Here is a 16,982-nt window from a genome sequence, read left to right on the forward strand (position 1 = left end):
GAAATCTCCTGAGGAACAACTTTTGCAAGCCATTGCCCAACTGCGATGATGATCGGACTTCGACCCTGAACGGTCGATGAACGGACGTTTCCGATTCCTCAAACTGCAACCGGCCCTTGTTTTTGACATTGCTTGCGGGCAAAGCTCGCGCCCATGTCGCTGCGCCTCGCCACCTTCAACGTCGAAAACCTTATGAACAGGTTCGACTATTCCGGTTACCGCAACCAGCTCAATCAGGACCGTACGCTGGCCCTGTTCGAGATCAAGGACGAGGCGGAGTACCGGATTCTGGAACAGGCGCGCGCCATCGCCCATATCGACGATATGCGCCAGCTTACGGCGCTGGCGATCGCCGAGACGCGTGCCGACATCATCTGCATGCAGGAGGTCGACAATATCGAGGCGCTGCGTGCCTTCGAATATGGCTATCTGTTCAAGATGGTCGGGCAGGGCTATCGCCAGAAATACACGACCTCCGGCAACGATACGCGCGGCATCGATGTTGCCGTGATGATGCGGACGGAGACGGCCGACGGCGAGCCGATCGAATTCGTCCGCATGACCAGCCACGCCCATGTGACATTCCAGGATTTCGGCCTTCAGACGCCGGAACTCACCGCCACCGGCAACGAGCCTTTCGAGCGGATTTTCCGGCGCGATTGCCTGGAAATCGACGTCAAGATCGGCGGCAAGCCTCTGACCATCTACTCAGTCCATTTCAAATCCATGGGCAGCCCGCGAAATGGTGTGCCCGGCCGTGAGGCTTCCGCGCCGATCCGCGACGCTGAAGCGAAGGCGGTGCGGCGGATCATCGAAGACAGGTTCGGCAAGGACAATGCTGGCGGAAAGCGCTGGGTTATCTGTGGCGACTTCAACGACTATCGCCAGCGCGTGGTGATCGGCGGCAGCGCGCATACGGGGTACGATTTCACCGTGGTCAATGAAACGCAGTCGTGCCTCAACGTTCTGCTTGCCGACGGCTTTGCCGAAAACGTTGTCGAAAGACGCCCCGAACTCGACCGCTGGACGCTGTATCATACGCGCGGGCCGGAAGAGCGGCATCTGTGCCAGCTCGACTACGTCCTCCTGTCCCCAGCACTGGCGCGGGAGAATTCCGGCGCCGTGCCGGATATCGTGCGCAAGGGGCAACCCTGGCGCACGATCTTCCCGCCGGGCCAGGAAGTCGAGCGATACCCGCGCGCCGGCTGGGACCGGCCGAAAGCTTCCGATCACTGCCCCGTCGCCGTGACGTTGAACATCAGGTAGTTCCATGGATTTCGAGATCCCACGCAACACCATCCTGCCGGTGGACGGCATCGAGGTCCGGCTCGATTCAGCGCCGCATCCCTTCGAACTGGCCAATATAGCGGCGATCGAGGAAAACTGGCTGGCCGAAAAAGCCGCCAATCCGGCATTGTTCGATGGCACCGTGGTGCTGCTTTCCGGGCTTTCCTACAAGGCCGGGAGGCTGGAAGGGGTTTGCCATGCTGTGCGTTTCGCCACCTTCATGCACTGGCGCAAGCACCGCGCGATCTCAGGCGGCGAACATGCCTACGCGCATGCCGTGCTGGTGTCGCGCGACGATGCGCTGATTGCCATCCGCATGGGCGCGCATACGGTCAATGCCGGACGCGTCTATTTCGCAGCCGGTTCGTTCGAGCCGATCGATTTCGTCGACGGCATCGCTGATCTCCATTTCAACATGGTCAGGGAAGTGGACGAGGAAACCGGCATCAACATCAGCCATCTCGTGCGCGGCAAGCGCTATCACGCCTACTCGACCGAGGCAGGCACCGTGATCTTCCGCCGCTACTATATCGACGAGAATGCCGACGTCATTGCCGAGGCCATTCGTGAGTTCGTGGCCGCCGATCCTGAACCGGAGATCGAAGAACCGGTCATCATCCGCAGCCCGGATGACCGGCCTGAAGGGCTGATGCCCCACATGGTGCCGCTGATCGAGTGGCATTTTTCGGTAACGGAATGAAGTTGCCGCTGCGAAAGCGGGACAGCCGGCTATGTCGTATCAGCGCGCGCTACGGTCTTTGCGTCTAGCAGCCAGAAGCAGCACGACGCTGACGCCGAGAATCGCGCCCATCGCCATGCCGAATACGCTGCCGACCCGGCCCTGGAAATCGGAAGTGACGCTATCTGGATGCTGCATGCCATAACGCGCCAGATACAACCACAGCAGCGCCAGCCCAACCTCTACAACCACCACCGTGATCGCTACGCGCGCCGTCCTGCTCATCACCCTCCCGAATATCGCGATTATTCATGCCGTAGCGCGTCGATCGGATCAAGCCGCGCGCCGCGCAGCGCAGGGAAGAAGCCGAACACCATGCCGATCAGCGCCGAGAAACCGACGGCAAGCAGGATGATTGGAATGCTTGGCGCAAAGGGAATGGACAGCGTCAGCGAAGCCGCGCCCGCAAGCGCCAGGCCAATGGCGATGCCGATGAGCCCGCCGAGCAGGGACAGCACCGTTGCCTCGACCAGGAACTGGATGAGGATGTGCTTTTCATGCGCGCCGATGGCCAGCCTGATGCCGATCTCGCGTGTGCGCTCCGTCACCGAAACCAGCATGATGTTCATGATGCCGATGCCGCCGACAAGCAGGCTGACGCCGGCAACCGCGCCGAGCATGCCGGTCATGGTGGTGGTGGCGCTGGTCATGGCGTCGGCGATCTGGGTCATGTCGCGGACTTCGAAATTGTCGTCGGCGTCGGGTGCGAGGCGCCGCGTGTCGCGCATGATGCCTTCGATGCTTTCCTGCACCGCTGAGGTCGCAACGCCGTCCTGTGCTGCGATGTAGACCGCGTCGATATTGCGGTTGCCCGCAATGCGGGGCTGGAAGGCTCCCAGCGGCATCATCACGACGGCGTCCTGGTCCTGCCCGAAACCGGACGTGCCCTTGGCCTGCAGCACGCCGATGACCTTGCAGCTCGTCTTGTTGACGCGAACCGACATGCCGTCGGGATCGCCGGCGCCGAAGAATTGCTGGCGCACCGTTTCGCCGAGGATGCAGACGCCGGCGCCGCTGCGCACTTCGGACTCGGAGAAGATGCGGCCGCTCGATACATCCCAGTCGCGGGCGATGAAGAAATCCGTGTCCGTGCCCGTCACTTGGGCCGCGATGTTTTCCGCGCCGTAGACGACGCGCACGGTGCTTTGGGAAGCGGCCGAAACTGCCTTGGCGTTGGTCAGGCCCTTGCGCAGGCCGAGCAGGTCCCGCTCTTCCAGCCGTCGGGGCGTGAAGGACGTCGATCCGCCGCGCTCGGGCCGGGCGGCGCGCACGACGAGCAGGTTGGAGCCGAGCTTGGAAATGTCGTTCTTGACCTTTTCCGTCGTGCCCGAGCCGATGGTGATCATGGCGATGACGGCAGCGACGCCGATGACGATGCCGAGCAGGGTCAGGAACGAGCGCAGCACGTTGCGGCGAACAGAAAGCAAAGCGAGGCGGATGGTTTCCCAGAGCATCAGGCAGCCTTCCGGTTCAACTGATCGGAGGCGATGTGGCCGTCGAGGAAGCCGATCGTGCGCTGGGCGTAGGCTGCGATATCGGCCTCATGCGTGACCATGACGACGGTCAGGCCAAGTTCCTGATTGAGACGCGTCAGAAGCTCCATGATCTCGTGGCTGCGGGCGGTGTCGAGATTGCCGGTCGGCTCGTCCGCCACCAGAAGCGTCGGCTTGGTGACGATGGCGCGGGCAATCGCCACGCGCTGCTGCTGGCCGCCGGAAAGCTCGCCCGGCGTGTGGCCCTGGCGGCCGAGCAGGCCGACCTGTTCCAGTGCCTCGGCTGCCAGCTTGTGGCGCTCGCCAGCCGAGGCGCCACGATAGATCAGCGGCAGTTCGACGTTTTCGGCAGCCGTAGTGCGCGGCAGCAGGTTGTAGCCCTGAAAGACGAAGCCGACATAGAGATTGCGCAGCACCGCGCGGCGGTTGCGGTCGAGCCTTCCGGCATCGACACCGAGAAAGCCGTAGCGCCCGGATGTCGGCGTATCGAGGCAGCCGATGATGTTCATGGCAGTCGATTTGCCGGAACCCGACGGGCCCATGATCGCGACGAATTCGCCGCGCTGGATCGACAGGTCGACGCCCGCCAGGGCATGAACGCTGGCTTCGCCTTCGCCATAGGTCTTCCAGACCTGATCGAACGTTATGAGCGGCTTTTCCGTCATGCCGGTCAGTTCCGCGTCTGGCTGCCGGTGATGATGAGATCGCCGGCTGATATGCCGGAGACGATCTCGGTATCCTCGCCGTTCGTGGAGCCGGTCTTGACCTTGACTGCCTCTGGCTGACCATCCTTCAGCACGTAGAGCGTGCGGGTGCCGTCGGCTGCCACCTGGCGCTGGCGCTGGCCGCCGCCGGGACGGCCCATGCGCGGCATGAACAGGTTCTGCAGGCTCCAGCCGCGCCTCGAATCGGCCGCAGGCGGTCGGAAGCGGAAGGCTGCGCTCGGCACGGTGACGATGTTGTTGGCCTCGCGCGTGACGATGGCGACGGTGGCGGTCATGCCGGGCCGCAGCAGCAGTTCGGCATTGTCGACGGCCAGGCGGGCATTGTAGGTCACCACGCCCTCAGTGGTCGTTGAGGCAAAGGAGATGTCACGGATATCCGCGTCGAAGCGGCGGTCCGGAAAGGCGTCGACGGTGAAGCGTGCCTTCTGGCCCGGCGTCACCGAGCCGATATCGGCCTCGTCGACGGCGGCCTGAAGCTCCATCTGCTTGAGATCGGCCGCAATGACGAACAGCACCGGCGCCTGCAGCGAGGAGGCGACGGTCTGGCCGGGATCGACCGAGCGGGTCAGGATGACGCCGTCGATAGGCGCATAGATGGTGCTCTTCGCGAGATCGGCCTGCTGCAGCTTCAGATCGGCGGCCGCGATTGCCAGATTGGCATCGGCACTCGCCACCGCGCTCTCGGCGCGGTCGCGCGCGGCCTGTGCGGTATCCACAGTCTGATCGGCGACCATACCGCGGGCGGAAAGCTGGCGCGAACGGGCAAGCGTCTGTTCGGTTTCCTTCAGCGTGGTCTTCGCATCCAGAACCTTTGCCTCGGCAGCCTTGACGGAAGCCTGAGCGCGTTCGATCTGGGCGAGCAGCCGGGTGGTGTCGAGAGCGGCAAGCACGTCGCCCTTTCGCACTTCCTGGTTTTCCTCGGCGGAAACGGAACGGACGACGCCCGAAAGCTCGCTGGAAATGTCGACCTGAGTGAGCGGTTGCAAGGTGCCGGTTGCCGAGACTTCGACGACGAGATTGCCGGTTTCGGCAGGAACGGTGGTGTAGCTTACCGCCGCAGAAGACGGCCCTGAGACCATGTAGTATCCGCCGCCGGCGACGAGCGCGAGACCGACGAGCGCATAAATCCAGCCACGCCGACGCTTGCGTCCGCGTCCCTTATTGTCGAGGCCAAGAGCGGCTTCGACCGTCGCTGGAGTTTCCGTCACTGGCCGATTGACAATCTGGTCCATGCCGGCCCCCTATGCATGCGAAAATCCCTACATCTCGACAACTCGTGGTTAGAGCTGAGGATTACAAGTTAAATTTCGCTCATGTTTGGGGCGGGAAACAGGAAAAAGAGCCATGAAGGGCAGGAAATACCTCGTCTATGACGTGTTCACGGGCGAAAAGCTGGCCGGCAACCCGCTGGCCGTGGTGCTCGATTGCGATGGCCTCGACACGGCGGGAATGCAGCGCATAGCGCGCGAGTTCAACCTGTCGGAAACGTCGTTCGTGCTGCCGCCGGAAAACCCCAAGCACAAGGCAAGGGTGCGCATCTTCACGCCGGTGTACGAGATGCCTTTTGCCGGCCATCCGACCGTCGGCACGGCCATTGCGCTGGCGGAACTGGACGGCGGCGGCACGGACGAGCTTTTCGTGCTGGAGGAGAATATCGGGCTGTTTCGCTGCGCGATCTCGCGCAGCAAAACGGGCATCTTTGCGGAGTTCGACATTCCCGAACTGCCAAAACAATCGGAACTGACGGTGGAGCCCGAAGTGATCGGCGCGGCCCTTGGCCTCGACCCGCACGAGATCGGCTTCGAGAATCACCGCGTCAGCCTATGGTCGGCTGGTGTGCCCTATCTGACAGTGCCGGTTGCGAATCTCGATGTCGCCAAGCGGGCGCGAATGGACAGTCCTGCCTGGCTGGAATTCACGCCAAGACGCACCGACGGCAAGCCGGCCAGCGCCTATGTCTACACACGCGACACCGTCCATCACGACAGCAGCTTCCATGCGCGCATGTTCGTGGCGGGCAGTCCCTCCTATGAGGATCCTGCGACGGGATCGGCTGCGGCGGCCTTTTCCGGTGCGATCACGCATTTCGATGCGCCGAGTGACGGTCCTGCGCGATTCTGGATCGAACAAGGCATGGAAATGGGCAGGCCATCGCGCATCCGGCTGGAAATCGACGTGGAGGGCGGCAAACTGGCCGCCGCGCGCATAGGTGGAAACGCCGTCAAGATCGCGGAGGGAATGCTGTTTGCATAAATGACGCAGCCGAAAATGATCTTTGACGACGAATGATTGATTTAGGGGGCTGGACAGGCCGGAAAGGTATGGCTATATCCCGCGCCAACACCGGTTCGCCGGTGGAGTGGGTGCGTAGCTCAGTTGGTAGAGCAGCTGACTCTTAATCAGCGGGTCACAGGTTCGATCCCTGTCGCACCCACCACTTTCTTCCCTTAACATCAACAGCTTGTCTCGGCCTGATGCGGTTCGATCGGCGCCGAGGCGCTTCAATCGCGCCGGCTGGATGCAACTGCTGTGCGGCTCCCGTTTGCGAAGTTCGTAATACAGCGGCATGTGTCGCGTTGTAGAGGTTTGTCGTGCAATGGTCTTCATTGCCGGCCTATGTTACCCGTTGAATGGCGTTCGCAGCCCTGTCTCGCCGGATAACGAAGGGAAGAACACGATGCCGACCTTAAGCAATGGTAGTGAGCTTACCGTCTGGGAAGACGTCAACAATGAGAGCCCCGACGCGGTTCTGTTTTCCATAACGGAGACTGACGGCGACGTTCTCGGGCCGACAGGGGCGCACACGGATTTTCCGTTCGGCTGGGTCGATGTGGCTTCGGTCGATGTCTTCGACGGCTTCTTCACCGTCTCCACCTTCACCAATGACGGCAGGACCGAGCTCTTCACGACGATAGAAACGGCCGTCTTCGACAATGACGGCAACTATATCCGCACGCTGTCCGATCAGGCGGCCTATCTGTCGACCCAGATCGTCTCCGTCAGCGCCGATAGCCCGAACGACATCACGGTGACGTGGATCGGCGCCAACGAATATTATGGCGGTGAAAACACCCAGTATGGCCAGCATCAGATCATCCTGGATGGTGGCGTGGTCCAGCCCGACACTTTCATCAATCACGCTCCCACGGTCAGCAATCTGAGCTTCACACTTGCGCCGGGACAATCTCTCGACGACATCAAGTTCAGCGCGACGGATGCGGATTACGATCTGCTGAGCTTTGTCGTCGTCGATGGGCCGGACCACGGCACGCTGCAGCAGGAAACGAAATATGAGGCCGGTTACTATCCGTTTCACCAGGGCCATTATTTCGACAGCCTGCACTATCACGCGGATTATCTGAACGGGAACCTCTTCGATTATGCGCCCGAGGCAGGCTTCATCGGCACCGACACATTTACCGTCTATGCCACCGATGGCCAGGGCAACAGCAACGTGGCGACGATCACCATCACCGTCGCTCCGCCGGCCGAAAGCATCACGCTGACCGACGCCAAGGACACCGTCAGCTACAAGGCCTACGATCACGCCGTTCTGGTCGCCGCGAATGGCGGAAACGACCGCATCACCGGCAGCAAGTTCAACGATTCCCTCGATGGCGGTGCCGGCAACGATCGCCTGCGGGGCGGTGCGGGCAATGATGAAATCACTGGCGGCGCGGGCAACGACCGGCTTCGCGGCGGCGCAGGCGACGATATTCTCAACGGTGGTGCCGGCAATGACCGACTTCACGGTGGCATTGGCAATGATATTCTCAATGGCGGTGCCGGCCATGACCGACTCTCGGGCGGGGCGGGTAACGATACCTTCGTCTTCGATACCGCGCCCGGGTCAGCGAACCACGACAGGATCCTCGACTTCAGCTCCGCCGACGACATTATTCAGCTCGACGGTGCTGTCTTTGCCGGGCTTGCCACCGGCGCACTGGATGCCGGGGCATTCGTGATCGGCAAATCCGCCGTCGATGAGAATGACCGCATCATCTACAACAAGGCCTCCGGCAATCTGCTGTACGATGCGGACGGCGCGGGTGGCGCAGCAGCGGTCAAATTCGCCGCTGTAAGCCACGGCACGTCTCTTTCCGCCGGCGACTTTTTTATCGTGTAGGCGCAAATTCCCGACGGCCAGTTGTGCATTGGCCGTCTCGGAGCGCTTTGAGAAAAATAGCCTCTATCCCGCCAGCGCCTGATCCAGATCCGCGATCAGGTCGTCGCCGTCCTCGATGCCCGCCGAAATACGCACCAGCGAATCGGAGATGCCGAGCGCTGCTCGCTGTTCTGCCGGAATGCTGCCATGGGTCATCAGGGCAGGGTGCTCGATCAGGCTTTCGACGCCGCCAAGGCTCTCTGCCAGCGCAAAAAGCTGGGTCCGTTCGAGGAAGCGCTTTGTGGCGGCGAGGTCGCGGTCGAATTCCACAGTGATCATGCCGCCGAAGGCATGCATCTGCGCCTTGGCGATTGCGTGCTGGGGATGGCTTTCGAGGCCGGGATAGATGACGCGGCGGACATCCGAACGGTTTTCCAGCCATTTCGCGATCTTCGTGCCGTTCTGCGAATGCCTTTCAACCCGCAGCGCCAGCGTCTTCAGGCCGCGCAGGGCCAGGAAGCTGTCGAACGGTCCTGAAATCGCGCCGACGGCATTTTGCAGGAATTTAAGCTGGTCGAAGAGTTCCTTGTTCTCGCCGACGACCGCGCAGCCGCCGACCATGTCGGAATGGCCGTTGAGATATTTGGTCGTCGAGTGGACGACGATGTCGATGCCGAGTTCCAGCGGCCGCTGGATATAGGGGCTGGCGAAAGTGTTGTCGGCAACCGAGATCAGGCCCTTGCGGCGCGCGAGAGCTGCCACGCCCTCGAGGTCGACGATGCGCAGCAGCGGGTTGGTCGGCGTCTCCACCCAGAGCATCTTCGTCTCGGGCCGGATGGCGGCTTCGACTTTGGCGAGGTCGGTGAAGTCGACAAAGGTGATGTCGAGATTGGCCGTACGTTTGCGCACCCGCTGAAGGAGCCGGAACGTGCCGCCATAGATGTCATCGGTGGCGACGATGTGCGCGCCGGCGTCGAGCAGTTCCAGCACCGTGGCGATTGCTGCCAGCCCCGAGGCGAAGGCAAAGGCGCCCGAGCCGCTTTCGAGATCGGCGATGGCGCGCTCGAAGGCAAAGCGCGTCGGGTTCTGGCTGCGCGCATATTCAAAACCCTTGTGCACGCCGGGGCTCTGCTGGGCATAGGTCGAGGTGGCGTAGATCGGCACCATCACCGCGCCGGTCGTGGGGTCGTGGCTCTGGCCGCCATGGATGGTGCGGGTGGCGAAAGCCAGGCGGTTCTTGGGCGAAGTGGTCATCGTGCGCGCCTCAAATGGTTGATCAGGTCGATGCGGGTGATGAGACCGACGAATTCGTCACCATCGAAGATGATGGCGACCTCGTTGCGGTCGAAGACGGGCAGCAGAGAATCCAGTGTCTGGCTCGCCTGGAGCGTGTGGAGTTCCGAACTCATGGCCGAATTGACCGGGGCGTTGAAACGATCCCAGCGGCTGTCATAGGGGCCGTCGACCACGGCCAACACGTCGCTCTCGTCGATGATGCCGACGAGTTTACCGTCGTCGAGCACCGGCAGTTGCGAAACGTCTGCACGGCGCATGCGGCCGTAGGCTGTCAGCAGGCTGTCGCCGGGGCCGGCGAAGACGGTGCCGCCCTCGCGGTGCGAGCGGGCGACGAGATCGCGCAGATCGCCGTGGTTGTCGCGCTCGGAGAGGCCCTGTTCGGCCAGCCAGAAATCGTCGAACACCTTGGACAGATATTTGTTGCCGCTGTCGCAGACGAAGGTCACGACCCGCTTCGCCGTGGTCTGCTCGCGGCAATAGCGCAAGGCAGCAGATAGAAGCGTGCCGGAGGAGGAACCGGCGAGGATGCCCTCACGGGAAAGCAGGTCGCGCACCGCCAGCATGCTCGCCTTGTCGGGAATCGAATAGGCCTTGGAGACGAGCGACAGGTCGGCGTTGGGCGGCACGAAATCCTCGCCGATGCCCTCAACGGTCCAGCTGCCTGCCTCTTCCATCTTGCCGGTCTTGATGAGCGGCGCCAGCACCGAGCCGACGGGATCGGCAAGCACCATCTCGGTCTGCGGTGATACCTCCTTGAAGAAGCGGCCAAGGCCGGTCAGCGTGCCGCCCGAACCTACGCCGACGACCACTGCGTCGACCTTGTGTTCGAGCTGTTCCCAGATTTCCGGCCCGGTCGTGGTTTCGTGGGCCAGCGGATTGGCCGGATTGGCGAATTGGTTGACGTAGAAGGCACCGGGAATGCCGGCGGCGATCTTCTCGGCCATGTCCTGATAATATTCGGGATGGCCCTTGCCGACATCCGAGCGGGTGAGCCGTACGTCGGCGCCCAATGCGCGCAGATGCTGGATCTTTTCACGCGACATCTTGTCGGGCACGACGAGGATGATGCGATAGCCCTTGGGAATGCCGACCTGCGCAAGGCCAAGCCCGGTATTGCCTGCCGTCGCCTCGACAATCGTACCGCCGGGCGCCAGGCGTCCGTAGCGTTCGGCGTCGGCGATCATGGAAAGCGCGATGCGGTCCTTGATCGAGCCGCCGGGGTTCTGGCTCTCGAGCTTGATGAAGAGCCGGCATTTGCCGGTGTCGAATTTCGTCAGCTCGACCACCGGCGTCTCGCCGATCAGATCGAGCACCGAGGAATAGGGCTTGCGCAGACGTGTCATCGTTTCCTCCGATTCTCGCATACGGCGGCTTTGACCGCTCTGGCCCGGTTCGACCCGCGGTGCCGGGCGGGTGTCACGTTACAGATAGCAGTCGCGGCAGGTTTTCACACCTGTCCGCTGTGATCTGGAATTGAATTCTATCTGAGGCAAACAGTGTGCGGACAAAAGCCAAATAAGTCTAACAATGGTGATGTAATCGAAATTTGAATCCTTCCTCGTTTTTCGTACCTTGACTGCCACATTAGGTTCGAGCCGGAACAGTTGACTTGAACCAGCGTCGTCGGGCAAATGCGTCGAGCCGAACGGAGAACGACATGACGAGAATTCTGCTTGTGCTGACGGCCTTGACGGTCCTGTCCGGCGGCTTGCTCGCGGGCTGCGCTTCAGACGACGGCTACGCGAGCTGGAGCAAGCGCGAGGAAGCTATGACGCCGTTGAAGAAGCGGACGGATCGCGGCGGCGGCCAGTCGGGCAACTGAGGGCTGCTGCAATTTTGACTTTGCCCGTACGGGATCGGACCGAGGCGGGCAATCCAGGCGCAACAATGACTGCGCGCCATGTGAGGCCGGCAATCGCAAGCCGTTGAGCGGTTCTGCTCAAGCCGAGGCTTTTTCCTCGTCCTCTTCTTCTTCGTCGCTATCGTCGTCATCCGCTTCGGCTACGACTTCGTCGCCGTCTTCATCTTCATCCTCGTCATCGCTCGCCATTTCGTCGAGAACCTCTTCTCCGGCAGCAAGCGCTTCTTCCTCGGAATCGTATGGACCGACCCGTTCGTCATCGCCGCTGATCGAGTAGTACCACTTGTCGTCATCGTTCTTCTGATGGGCCGTCACCTTGGCAGTCTGATCGTCGGACATGGTCGCCTCCGTTGGTGTCCTGATGCCAGCGCAGCTTAGTTTTGGGTGTGTATCGGCGGTATGACATGGGCGCGCATATCGGCATCGATCAACCGCGGACCCACCGATTTCAGGGAGGCGATTTCAGGCCGTGACAGTCCGCCGTGTGCGCGCCATCAGATTGAGCAGGTTGCCGCCGAGGATGAGAGCGGCGCCGATGGCGGTGAACATGTCGATCTGCTCCGAATAGACCAGCCAGCCGACAAGCGCAGTCGCCGGCACGCGCACGAAATCCATGGGCATGACGACTGTCGCGTCAGCGTGGGCGACCGCACGCGCCATGCAGTAGTGCGCGTAGGAGCCGGAAAAGGCGATGACGAAAATCCATGGCCAGACATGCAGCGATGGCCAATGCCACTCGTGCAGCGCCGGGATCAGGCCGATGACCGACTGGATGACCAGCATCCAGAAGATGATCTTTACCGCGCTGTCCCTGCGCGTCAGCGCCTTCACCAGCACGAAGGAAATGGCGAAGCAGACCGCGGCGGCAAGCACGACAAGCTGGCCGGCATTGACCTCGGCAACGCCCGGCCGGACGATGACGGTGACGCCGATCAGCCCGAACACGATCGCGCCCGTCTTCCAGATATTCATGCGCTCGCCGAGGAAAGCCATGGCGAGCAGGGCGGTCCAGATCGGCGCGGTGAACTCGATGGCGATAAGCTGGGCAAGCGGGATAAGCGTCAGCGCGAAGAGCCAAAGGGCCTGGCCGGCATAGTGGGCGATGTTGCGGGACAGATGCTGCAAGGGCAACGTCGTTCGCATTGCCCTGATGCCGCCGCTGCGCAGCACCAGCGGATAGAGCATGAGAAGGCCGATGATGGAGCGCATCTCCATCACCTGGAAAACGTTCAGCTCCCTGGTCGTTTCGCGCCCGGCGATCGTCATGGCGAGCATGCAGGCCAGCGAACCGCCCATCCACAGGGCTGCCTTGAGATTGGATTGGGGTGCGGTCATTGCCGACTTATGCGGCAGGTATCACGGTGGCTGCAACCACTACGATAGATCATTCGCATGGGCCACGGCACTCCACATCGCGTGCTTCCTGGTGTAGTTGAGCGCTTGCAAGCGGAGCGGCGTTTTGAATTCAGTCGATGTTCTGGTGATAGGGGCAGGTGCGGCCGGCATGATGTGCGCCATCGAGGCGGGCAGGCGCGGCCGTTCGGTGCTCGTCATCGATCACGCCTCCAAGCCGGGCGAGAAGATCCGCATTTCCGGCGGCGGGCGCTGCAACTTCACCAATATTTATGCCAGCCCGAAGAATTTCATCTCGCAAAACCCGCATTTCTGCATTTCGGCGCTCAGCCGCTACACGCAGCGGGATTTCATTGCGTTGGTCGAGCGCTACGGCATTGCCTATCACGAAAAGACGCTTGGCCAGCTTTTCTGCGATGGCTCATCTACCCAGATTATCGACATGCTACTCTCCGAGATGAACAAGCAAGGTGCTGCGCTGAGGCTGGCGACGCGGGCCGAGCGCATCGACAGGATCGACGGCGGCTTTGCGGTCAAGCTGACGGACGGTACGGTTCGCTGCCAATCGCTGGTGGTGGCGAGCGGCGGCAAGTCGATCCCGAAAATGGGCGCGACCGGATTTGGTTATGAGGTGGCGGCCCAATTCGGGGTACGGGTGGTGGAAACGCGCCCGGCTCTGGTGCCGCTGACCTTCGACCAGAACACGCTGGAGCGGCTGAAGCCGCTGTCCGGCAACGCGGTGGACGCCGTCGTCTCCTGCGGCAAGACGCGGTTCTCCGAAGCAATGCTGTTCACCCATCGTGGCGTCAGCGGGCCTTCGATCCTGCAGATTTCATCCTATTGGCGCGAGGGCGACGAGATCGCCATTTCGATGGCGCCGGGAACCGATATCTTCGAAGTGCTCCGTGTCGCGCGCGCGCAGAACGGCAAACAGGCGCTGCAAACCGCCTTGTCGGCACATCTGCCGAAGAAGCTGGCGCAGACCATCGCTGAAGAGCTCGGCATGACCGGCCATCTTGCGGATTTCTCTGACAAGCAGCTCCGAATTGCCGAAGGCAGAGTCAACGGCTGGCGAGTGAAACCTGCCGGCTCGGAAGGCTACCGCACAGCCGAAGTAACGCTCGGTGGCGTCGATACGCGCGATCTCGATTCGAAGACGATGGCGGCGAAAGCAGTGCCGGGCCTTTATTTCATCGGCGAGGTTGTCGATGTAACCGGTTGGCTCGGCGGCTATAATTTCCAGTGGGCGTGGTCTTCCGGCTGGTGCGCGGGGCAGGCGGCATGAGCATCGTGATGGACGGTGTGCTGGCTGAGGAAGGCGATTTTGTCCCGCGCCCGCATCAGCTCGTCGCACGCGATGCCATTCTGGCGGCGCGCGAAAAGGGCCGTCCCGGCTTCCTGCTCGGCGATCTCACCGGCCTTGGCAAGACGCTGTCGGCATGGCTGGCGGTGTCGGCGATGCCGGAGGCGGACGTTCTCGTCATCTGCCCCAAGGGTGCCATTCCTCAGTGGAGGCGTACCATCGCGCGGTCTCCCGACGCAAAAAAGCGCGTCACCATCATGAATTTCGAGCGGACTAAATCGCTGCTGGCGCCGCCTGCCGCCAGCACCAAGCGTTCGACGCGGGCGAAGAACAACGAGCTTGCGCGGCATGGCGCGCCCAAGCGCATCTGGCCGATCGTCATCATCGACGAGAGCCATCGCATCCGCAATCCGGGCGCCCAGCAGGGACTGGTGTGCCGGCAGATGGCGGCGGCGGCCAATTTCACCATCTATATGAGCGCGACCGCCGGGCAGTCGCCGCACGAACTGTCCTATCTCGGCAAGTTGCTGGCCTATGCGACCGGTGGCGCAAGCGGCGAGATCGACGATTTCCGCAAGCTGATGAAGCGGCTGGGCATCGGCCGCGCCAAGGGGCGCTGGAAGAACTGGTCGTGGGAGCCGAATGAGACCGACCGCAAGACCATGTCGGACCTTCTCTATCGCGGCGAAAACGCCATCGGCATGCGCCGCCGCCCCGAAGACATCGCCGGCTGGCCGGAAGTTCAGCGCGAGCTGGCGCCGACGGCGCTCGATGCTGCAGGGCAGCGGCTCTACGATTCGACATGGCGGGAGTTCCGCCGCGAACTCGGGCTTCTAGGCGGCAGCACGCGGCGGGCCGCCGGGTGGGCGGCCGATCTGCGCTTTCGCCAGAAGGCCAGCCTGATCCGCACCACCGGCACGGTGGAATTCGCCGACGATCTTCTGGCTAACGGCCAGCAGGTGGCGATCTCGGTGGCGTTCCTTGAAACCAGCGCCATGCTGGCCGAAAAGCTCGCCGGGCGCGGCTGGGCGGTCGGCGAAATCAACGGCGAACAGTCGGGCGATGCCAATGAACGCACGCGCGTGGCCTTCCAGACCGGGCAACTGGACGCTGTTATCTTCACCGTCACCGAATCGATCTCGCTGCACCAGGGCGAAATGCCGGGCGGCGAGCGCGAGCGTTCGCTGGTCGTTCACGACATGCGCCACAGCGCCATCCAGCTTCAGCAGATCGAAGGCCGCTGCCATCGCGACGGCAAACGCGCCATCATCTACTACGCCTATGCCGAGGGCACGGTGGAGGAGCGCATCGGTGCGACCGTCATTGCCCGCATGATGTCGATGGACGGCATGGCGGGCGACGATACACGGCTGCTCGAGGAGATCGCGGCGGTGGTGGGCGTTTAGGAAAGCATTCCCGCCAACCGCTGGCGCCCCGAAAAAATGACTGTGGCGCTGCTTTTTGCGTGACGAATGCGCGAAAAGGGTGCAGGCGAGCCACCCCGTTCCGGCACGCCTGGAGGATCACCATGATGAATCCGGCTATAGCCACCGATCCGCGCCGCGCCGATTATCTCGACAGCACCTATTCCTGGACGCGCCTTGCCATTTCGGTGCTTGTCGCGACGATAGGCGGTGTCGGCATGTGGGCGGTGGTGGTCGTGCTGCCGGCGGTGCAGGGCGAATTCGGCATCGATCGCGCTGATGCCTCGCTGCCTTACACAATGACGATGCTCGGCTTTGCCGTCGGCAATGTGGTGATCGGGCGCTTCATCGACCGGGTCGGCTTCATGCTGCCGGCGCTTGTTGCAGCCGTTGCCCTTGGCGCCGGCTTCATTCTTGCAGCCTTGGCCACATCGGTCATTCAATTCGCCGTCATCCAGGGACTTCTGATCGGGATTGGTTCTTCTACAACCTTCGGCCCCTTGATCGCCGATATTTCGCACTGGTTCGACCGCCGCCGTGGCGTGGCGGTCGCAGCAGCCGCCTGCGGCAACTATCTGGCCGGTGCTTTGTGGCCGTTGGGCATGCAGGATTTCATCCCGTCCTATGGCTGGCGCGCGACCTATATCGGCATCGGCGTCATCTGCCTTGTGACGATGATACCGCTGCTGCTGTTTCTGAAGCGCAAGGTGCCGGTTGAGGCGCATTCCGGTGCCTCCGGCTCGGGTTCGAAGCGGCAGGTACAGACGATCGGCGTGTCGCCAGCCGTCTTGCAAGGCCTGCTGATCGTTGCCGGTCTCGGGTGCTGCGTGGCGATGTCGATGCCGCAGGTTCACATCGTCGCCTATTGCATGGATCTCGGATATGGCGTGGCGCGGGGAACCGAGATGCTCGCGCTGATGCTGGCGGGCGGCATCGTCAGCCGCCTGGTTTCGGGTTTTCTGGCAGACAGGATAGGCGGCATCAGGACGCTTCTCATAGGCTCGGTCCTGCAAGGCATCTCGCTGCTTCTCTACATTCCATTCGACGGGCTGGCTTCGCTCTACCTGGTGTCGCTGGTCTTCGGCCTTTCGCAAGGCGGCATCGTGCCGTGCTATGCGATCATCGTGCGCGAATACATGCCGGCGGCGGAAGCCGGCCAGCGCGTCGGCGTCGTTATCATGGCAACGATCGTCGGCATGGCGATCGGTGGCTGGATGTCCGGCTGGATCTACGATCTGACGGGATCCTATGCAGCTGCATTCCTGAACGGGATTGCCTGGAATCTGCTCAACGTCACTGTCATGGTGCTGTTGTTGTGGCGCTCGCGCATCGCGCAGCCAATCAGAGCCTGACCGGCTGCCGATCTGCTTTTCGTCAACCGCCTCTTAAAACCTTT

The 16,982-nt window shown here is 62.2% G+C and carries 16 protein-coding genes and 1 tRNA gene; 9 read left to right on the forward strand and 8 right to left on the reverse strand.

The annotated features are described in order from the left end of the window. Positions 1 to 153 precede the first annotated feature (153 nt). Together DZG07_RS10550 and DZG07_RS10555 are read left to right on the forward strand one after the other, a co-directional pair. Complete coding sequence (locus tag DZG07_RS10550) at positions 154 to 1,266, forward strand: endonuclease/exonuclease/phosphatase family protein (protein ID WP_119816753.1); 1,113 nt, start codon at positions 154 to 156, stop codon at positions 1,264 to 1,266. Between the two features lie 4 nt (positions 1,267 to 1,270). Then, entirely contained in the window at positions 1,271 to 1,987 is a 717-nt protein-coding gene (locus DZG07_RS10555; protein WP_119816756.1) for a hypothetical protein, read from the forward strand. A gap of 39 nt (positions 1,988 to 2,026) precedes the next feature. Here DZG07_RS10555 and DZG07_RS10560 read toward each other — a convergent pair whose 3' ends face one another. The 4 genes from DZG07_RS10560 to DZG07_RS10575 are packed head-to-tail and all read right to left on the reverse strand — an operon-like array spanning position 2,027 to position 5,476. Next, positions 2,027 to 2,251 carry a hypothetical protein gene (locus DZG07_RS10560; protein WP_091914868.1) on the reverse strand — a complete coding sequence of 75 codons (225 nt, stop codon included), beginning with the start codon at positions 2,249 to 2,251 and terminating at the stop codon, positions 2,027 to 2,029. Between the two features lie 20 nt (positions 2,252 to 2,271). Then, positions 2,272 to 3,480 (reverse strand): ABC transporter permease, encoded by a 1,209-nt coding sequence (locus DZG07_RS10565; RefSeq protein ID WP_119816759.1) that lies wholly within the window; start codon positions 3,478 to 3,480, stop codon positions 2,272 to 2,274. Beyond that, positions 3,480 to 4,184 carry an ABC transporter ATP-binding protein gene (locus DZG07_RS10570; protein ID WP_119816762.1) on the reverse strand — a complete coding sequence of 235 codons (705 nt, stop codon included), beginning with the start codon at positions 4,182 to 4,184 and terminating at the stop codon, positions 3,480 to 3,482. The genes DZG07_RS10565 and DZG07_RS10570 overlap by 1 nt, the downstream gene beginning before the upstream one ends. A 5-nt stretch (positions 4,185 to 4,189) precedes the next feature. Beyond that, entirely contained in the window at positions 4,190 to 5,476 is a 1,287-nt protein-coding gene (locus DZG07_RS10575; RefSeq protein ID WP_091914874.1) for an efflux RND transporter periplasmic adaptor subunit, read from the reverse strand. A 112-nt stretch (positions 5,477 to 5,588) separates the two neighbouring features. Between DZG07_RS10575 and DZG07_RS10580 the strand changes: the two genes are divergently transcribed. From DZG07_RS10580 to DZG07_RS10590, 3 genes are all read left to right on the forward strand, one after another. Then, a complete protein-coding gene (locus DZG07_RS10580) occupies positions 5,589 to 6,497 on the forward strand; it encodes a PhzF family phenazine biosynthesis protein (RefSeq protein WP_119816765.1) in 909 nt (302 codons plus the stop codon). Between the two features lie 108 nt (positions 6,498 to 6,605). Beyond that, positions 6,606 to 6,681 (forward strand) — tRNA-Lys (locus DZG07_RS10585). 240 nt (positions 6,682 to 6,921) lie between these two features. After that, the gene (locus tag DZG07_RS10590) at positions 6,922 to 8,370 is read left to right on the forward strand and encodes an Ig-like domain-containing protein (RefSeq protein ID WP_119821605.1); all 1,449 of its coding nucleotides are present in this window, start codon (positions 6,922 to 6,924) and stop codon (positions 8,368 to 8,370) included. Positions 8,371 to 8,433: 63 nt separating this feature from the next. Here the strand turns inward: DZG07_RS10590 and DZG07_RS10595 are convergent, their stop codons facing one another. Together DZG07_RS10595 and DZG07_RS10600 are read right to left on the reverse strand one after the other, a co-directional pair. Continuing rightward, positions 8,434 to 9,603, reverse strand: coding sequence for a cystathionine gamma-synthase (locus DZG07_RS10595; RefSeq protein ID WP_119816768.1), 1,170 nt, complete (start codon positions 9,601 to 9,603; stop codon positions 8,434 to 8,436). Then, positions 9,600 to 10,988, reverse strand: a complete 1,389-nt coding sequence (locus tag DZG07_RS10600) for a pyridoxal-phosphate dependent enzyme (RefSeq protein WP_091914882.1) — start codon at positions 10,986 to 10,988, stop codon at positions 9,600 to 9,602. Before DZG07_RS10600 ends, DZG07_RS10595 begins: the two co-directional genes overlap by 4 nt. 314 nt (positions 10,989 to 11,302) lie before the next feature. Between DZG07_RS10600 and DZG07_RS23840 the strand changes: the two genes are divergently transcribed. Beyond that, complete coding sequence (locus DZG07_RS23840; protein WP_162931597.1) at positions 11,303 to 11,467, forward strand: hypothetical protein; 165 nt, start codon at positions 11,303 to 11,305, stop codon at positions 11,465 to 11,467. 117 nt (positions 11,468 to 11,584) lie between these two features. On the opposite strand, the gene DZG07_RS10605 is transcribed toward DZG07_RS23840, so the two are convergent. Both DZG07_RS10605 and DZG07_RS10610 read right to left on the reverse strand, forming a co-directional pair. Beyond that, a complete protein-coding gene (locus tag DZG07_RS10605) occupies positions 11,585 to 11,845 on the reverse strand; it encodes a DUF2188 domain-containing protein (protein WP_119816770.1) in 261 nt (86 codons plus the stop codon). Between the two features lie 123 nt (positions 11,846 to 11,968). Continuing rightward, complete coding sequence (locus DZG07_RS10610) at positions 11,969 to 12,841, reverse strand: DMT family transporter (protein ID WP_119816773.1); 873 nt, start codon at positions 12,839 to 12,841, stop codon at positions 11,969 to 11,971. Positions 12,842 to 12,965: 124 nt separating this feature from the next. Between DZG07_RS10610 and DZG07_RS10615 the strand changes: the two genes are divergently transcribed. From DZG07_RS10615 to DZG07_RS10625, 3 genes are all read left to right on the forward strand, one after another. Beyond that, positions 12,966 to 14,144 (forward strand): NAD(P)/FAD-dependent oxidoreductase, encoded by a 1,179-nt coding sequence (locus DZG07_RS10615; protein WP_119816776.1) that lies wholly within the window; start codon positions 12,966 to 12,968, stop codon positions 14,142 to 14,144. Further along, complete coding sequence (locus DZG07_RS10620; protein WP_245429618.1) at positions 14,141 to 15,568, forward strand: DEAD/DEAH box helicase family protein; 1,428 nt, start codon at positions 14,141 to 14,143, stop codon at positions 15,566 to 15,568. Before DZG07_RS10615 ends, DZG07_RS10620 begins: the two co-directional genes overlap by 4 nt. Positions 15,569 to 15,693: 125 nt before the next feature. Next, entirely contained in the window at positions 15,694 to 16,938 is a 1,245-nt protein-coding gene (locus DZG07_RS10625; protein ID WP_119821609.1) for an MFS transporter, read from the forward strand. Positions 16,939 to 16,982: the final 44 nt, after the last annotated feature.

The sequence above is a fragment of the Mesorhizobium sp. DCY119 genome, from assembly GCF_003590645.1.
In the GTDB taxonomy this organism is placed as follows: Bacteria; Pseudomonadota; Alphaproteobacteria; order Rhizobiales; family Rhizobiaceae; genus Mesorhizobium_M.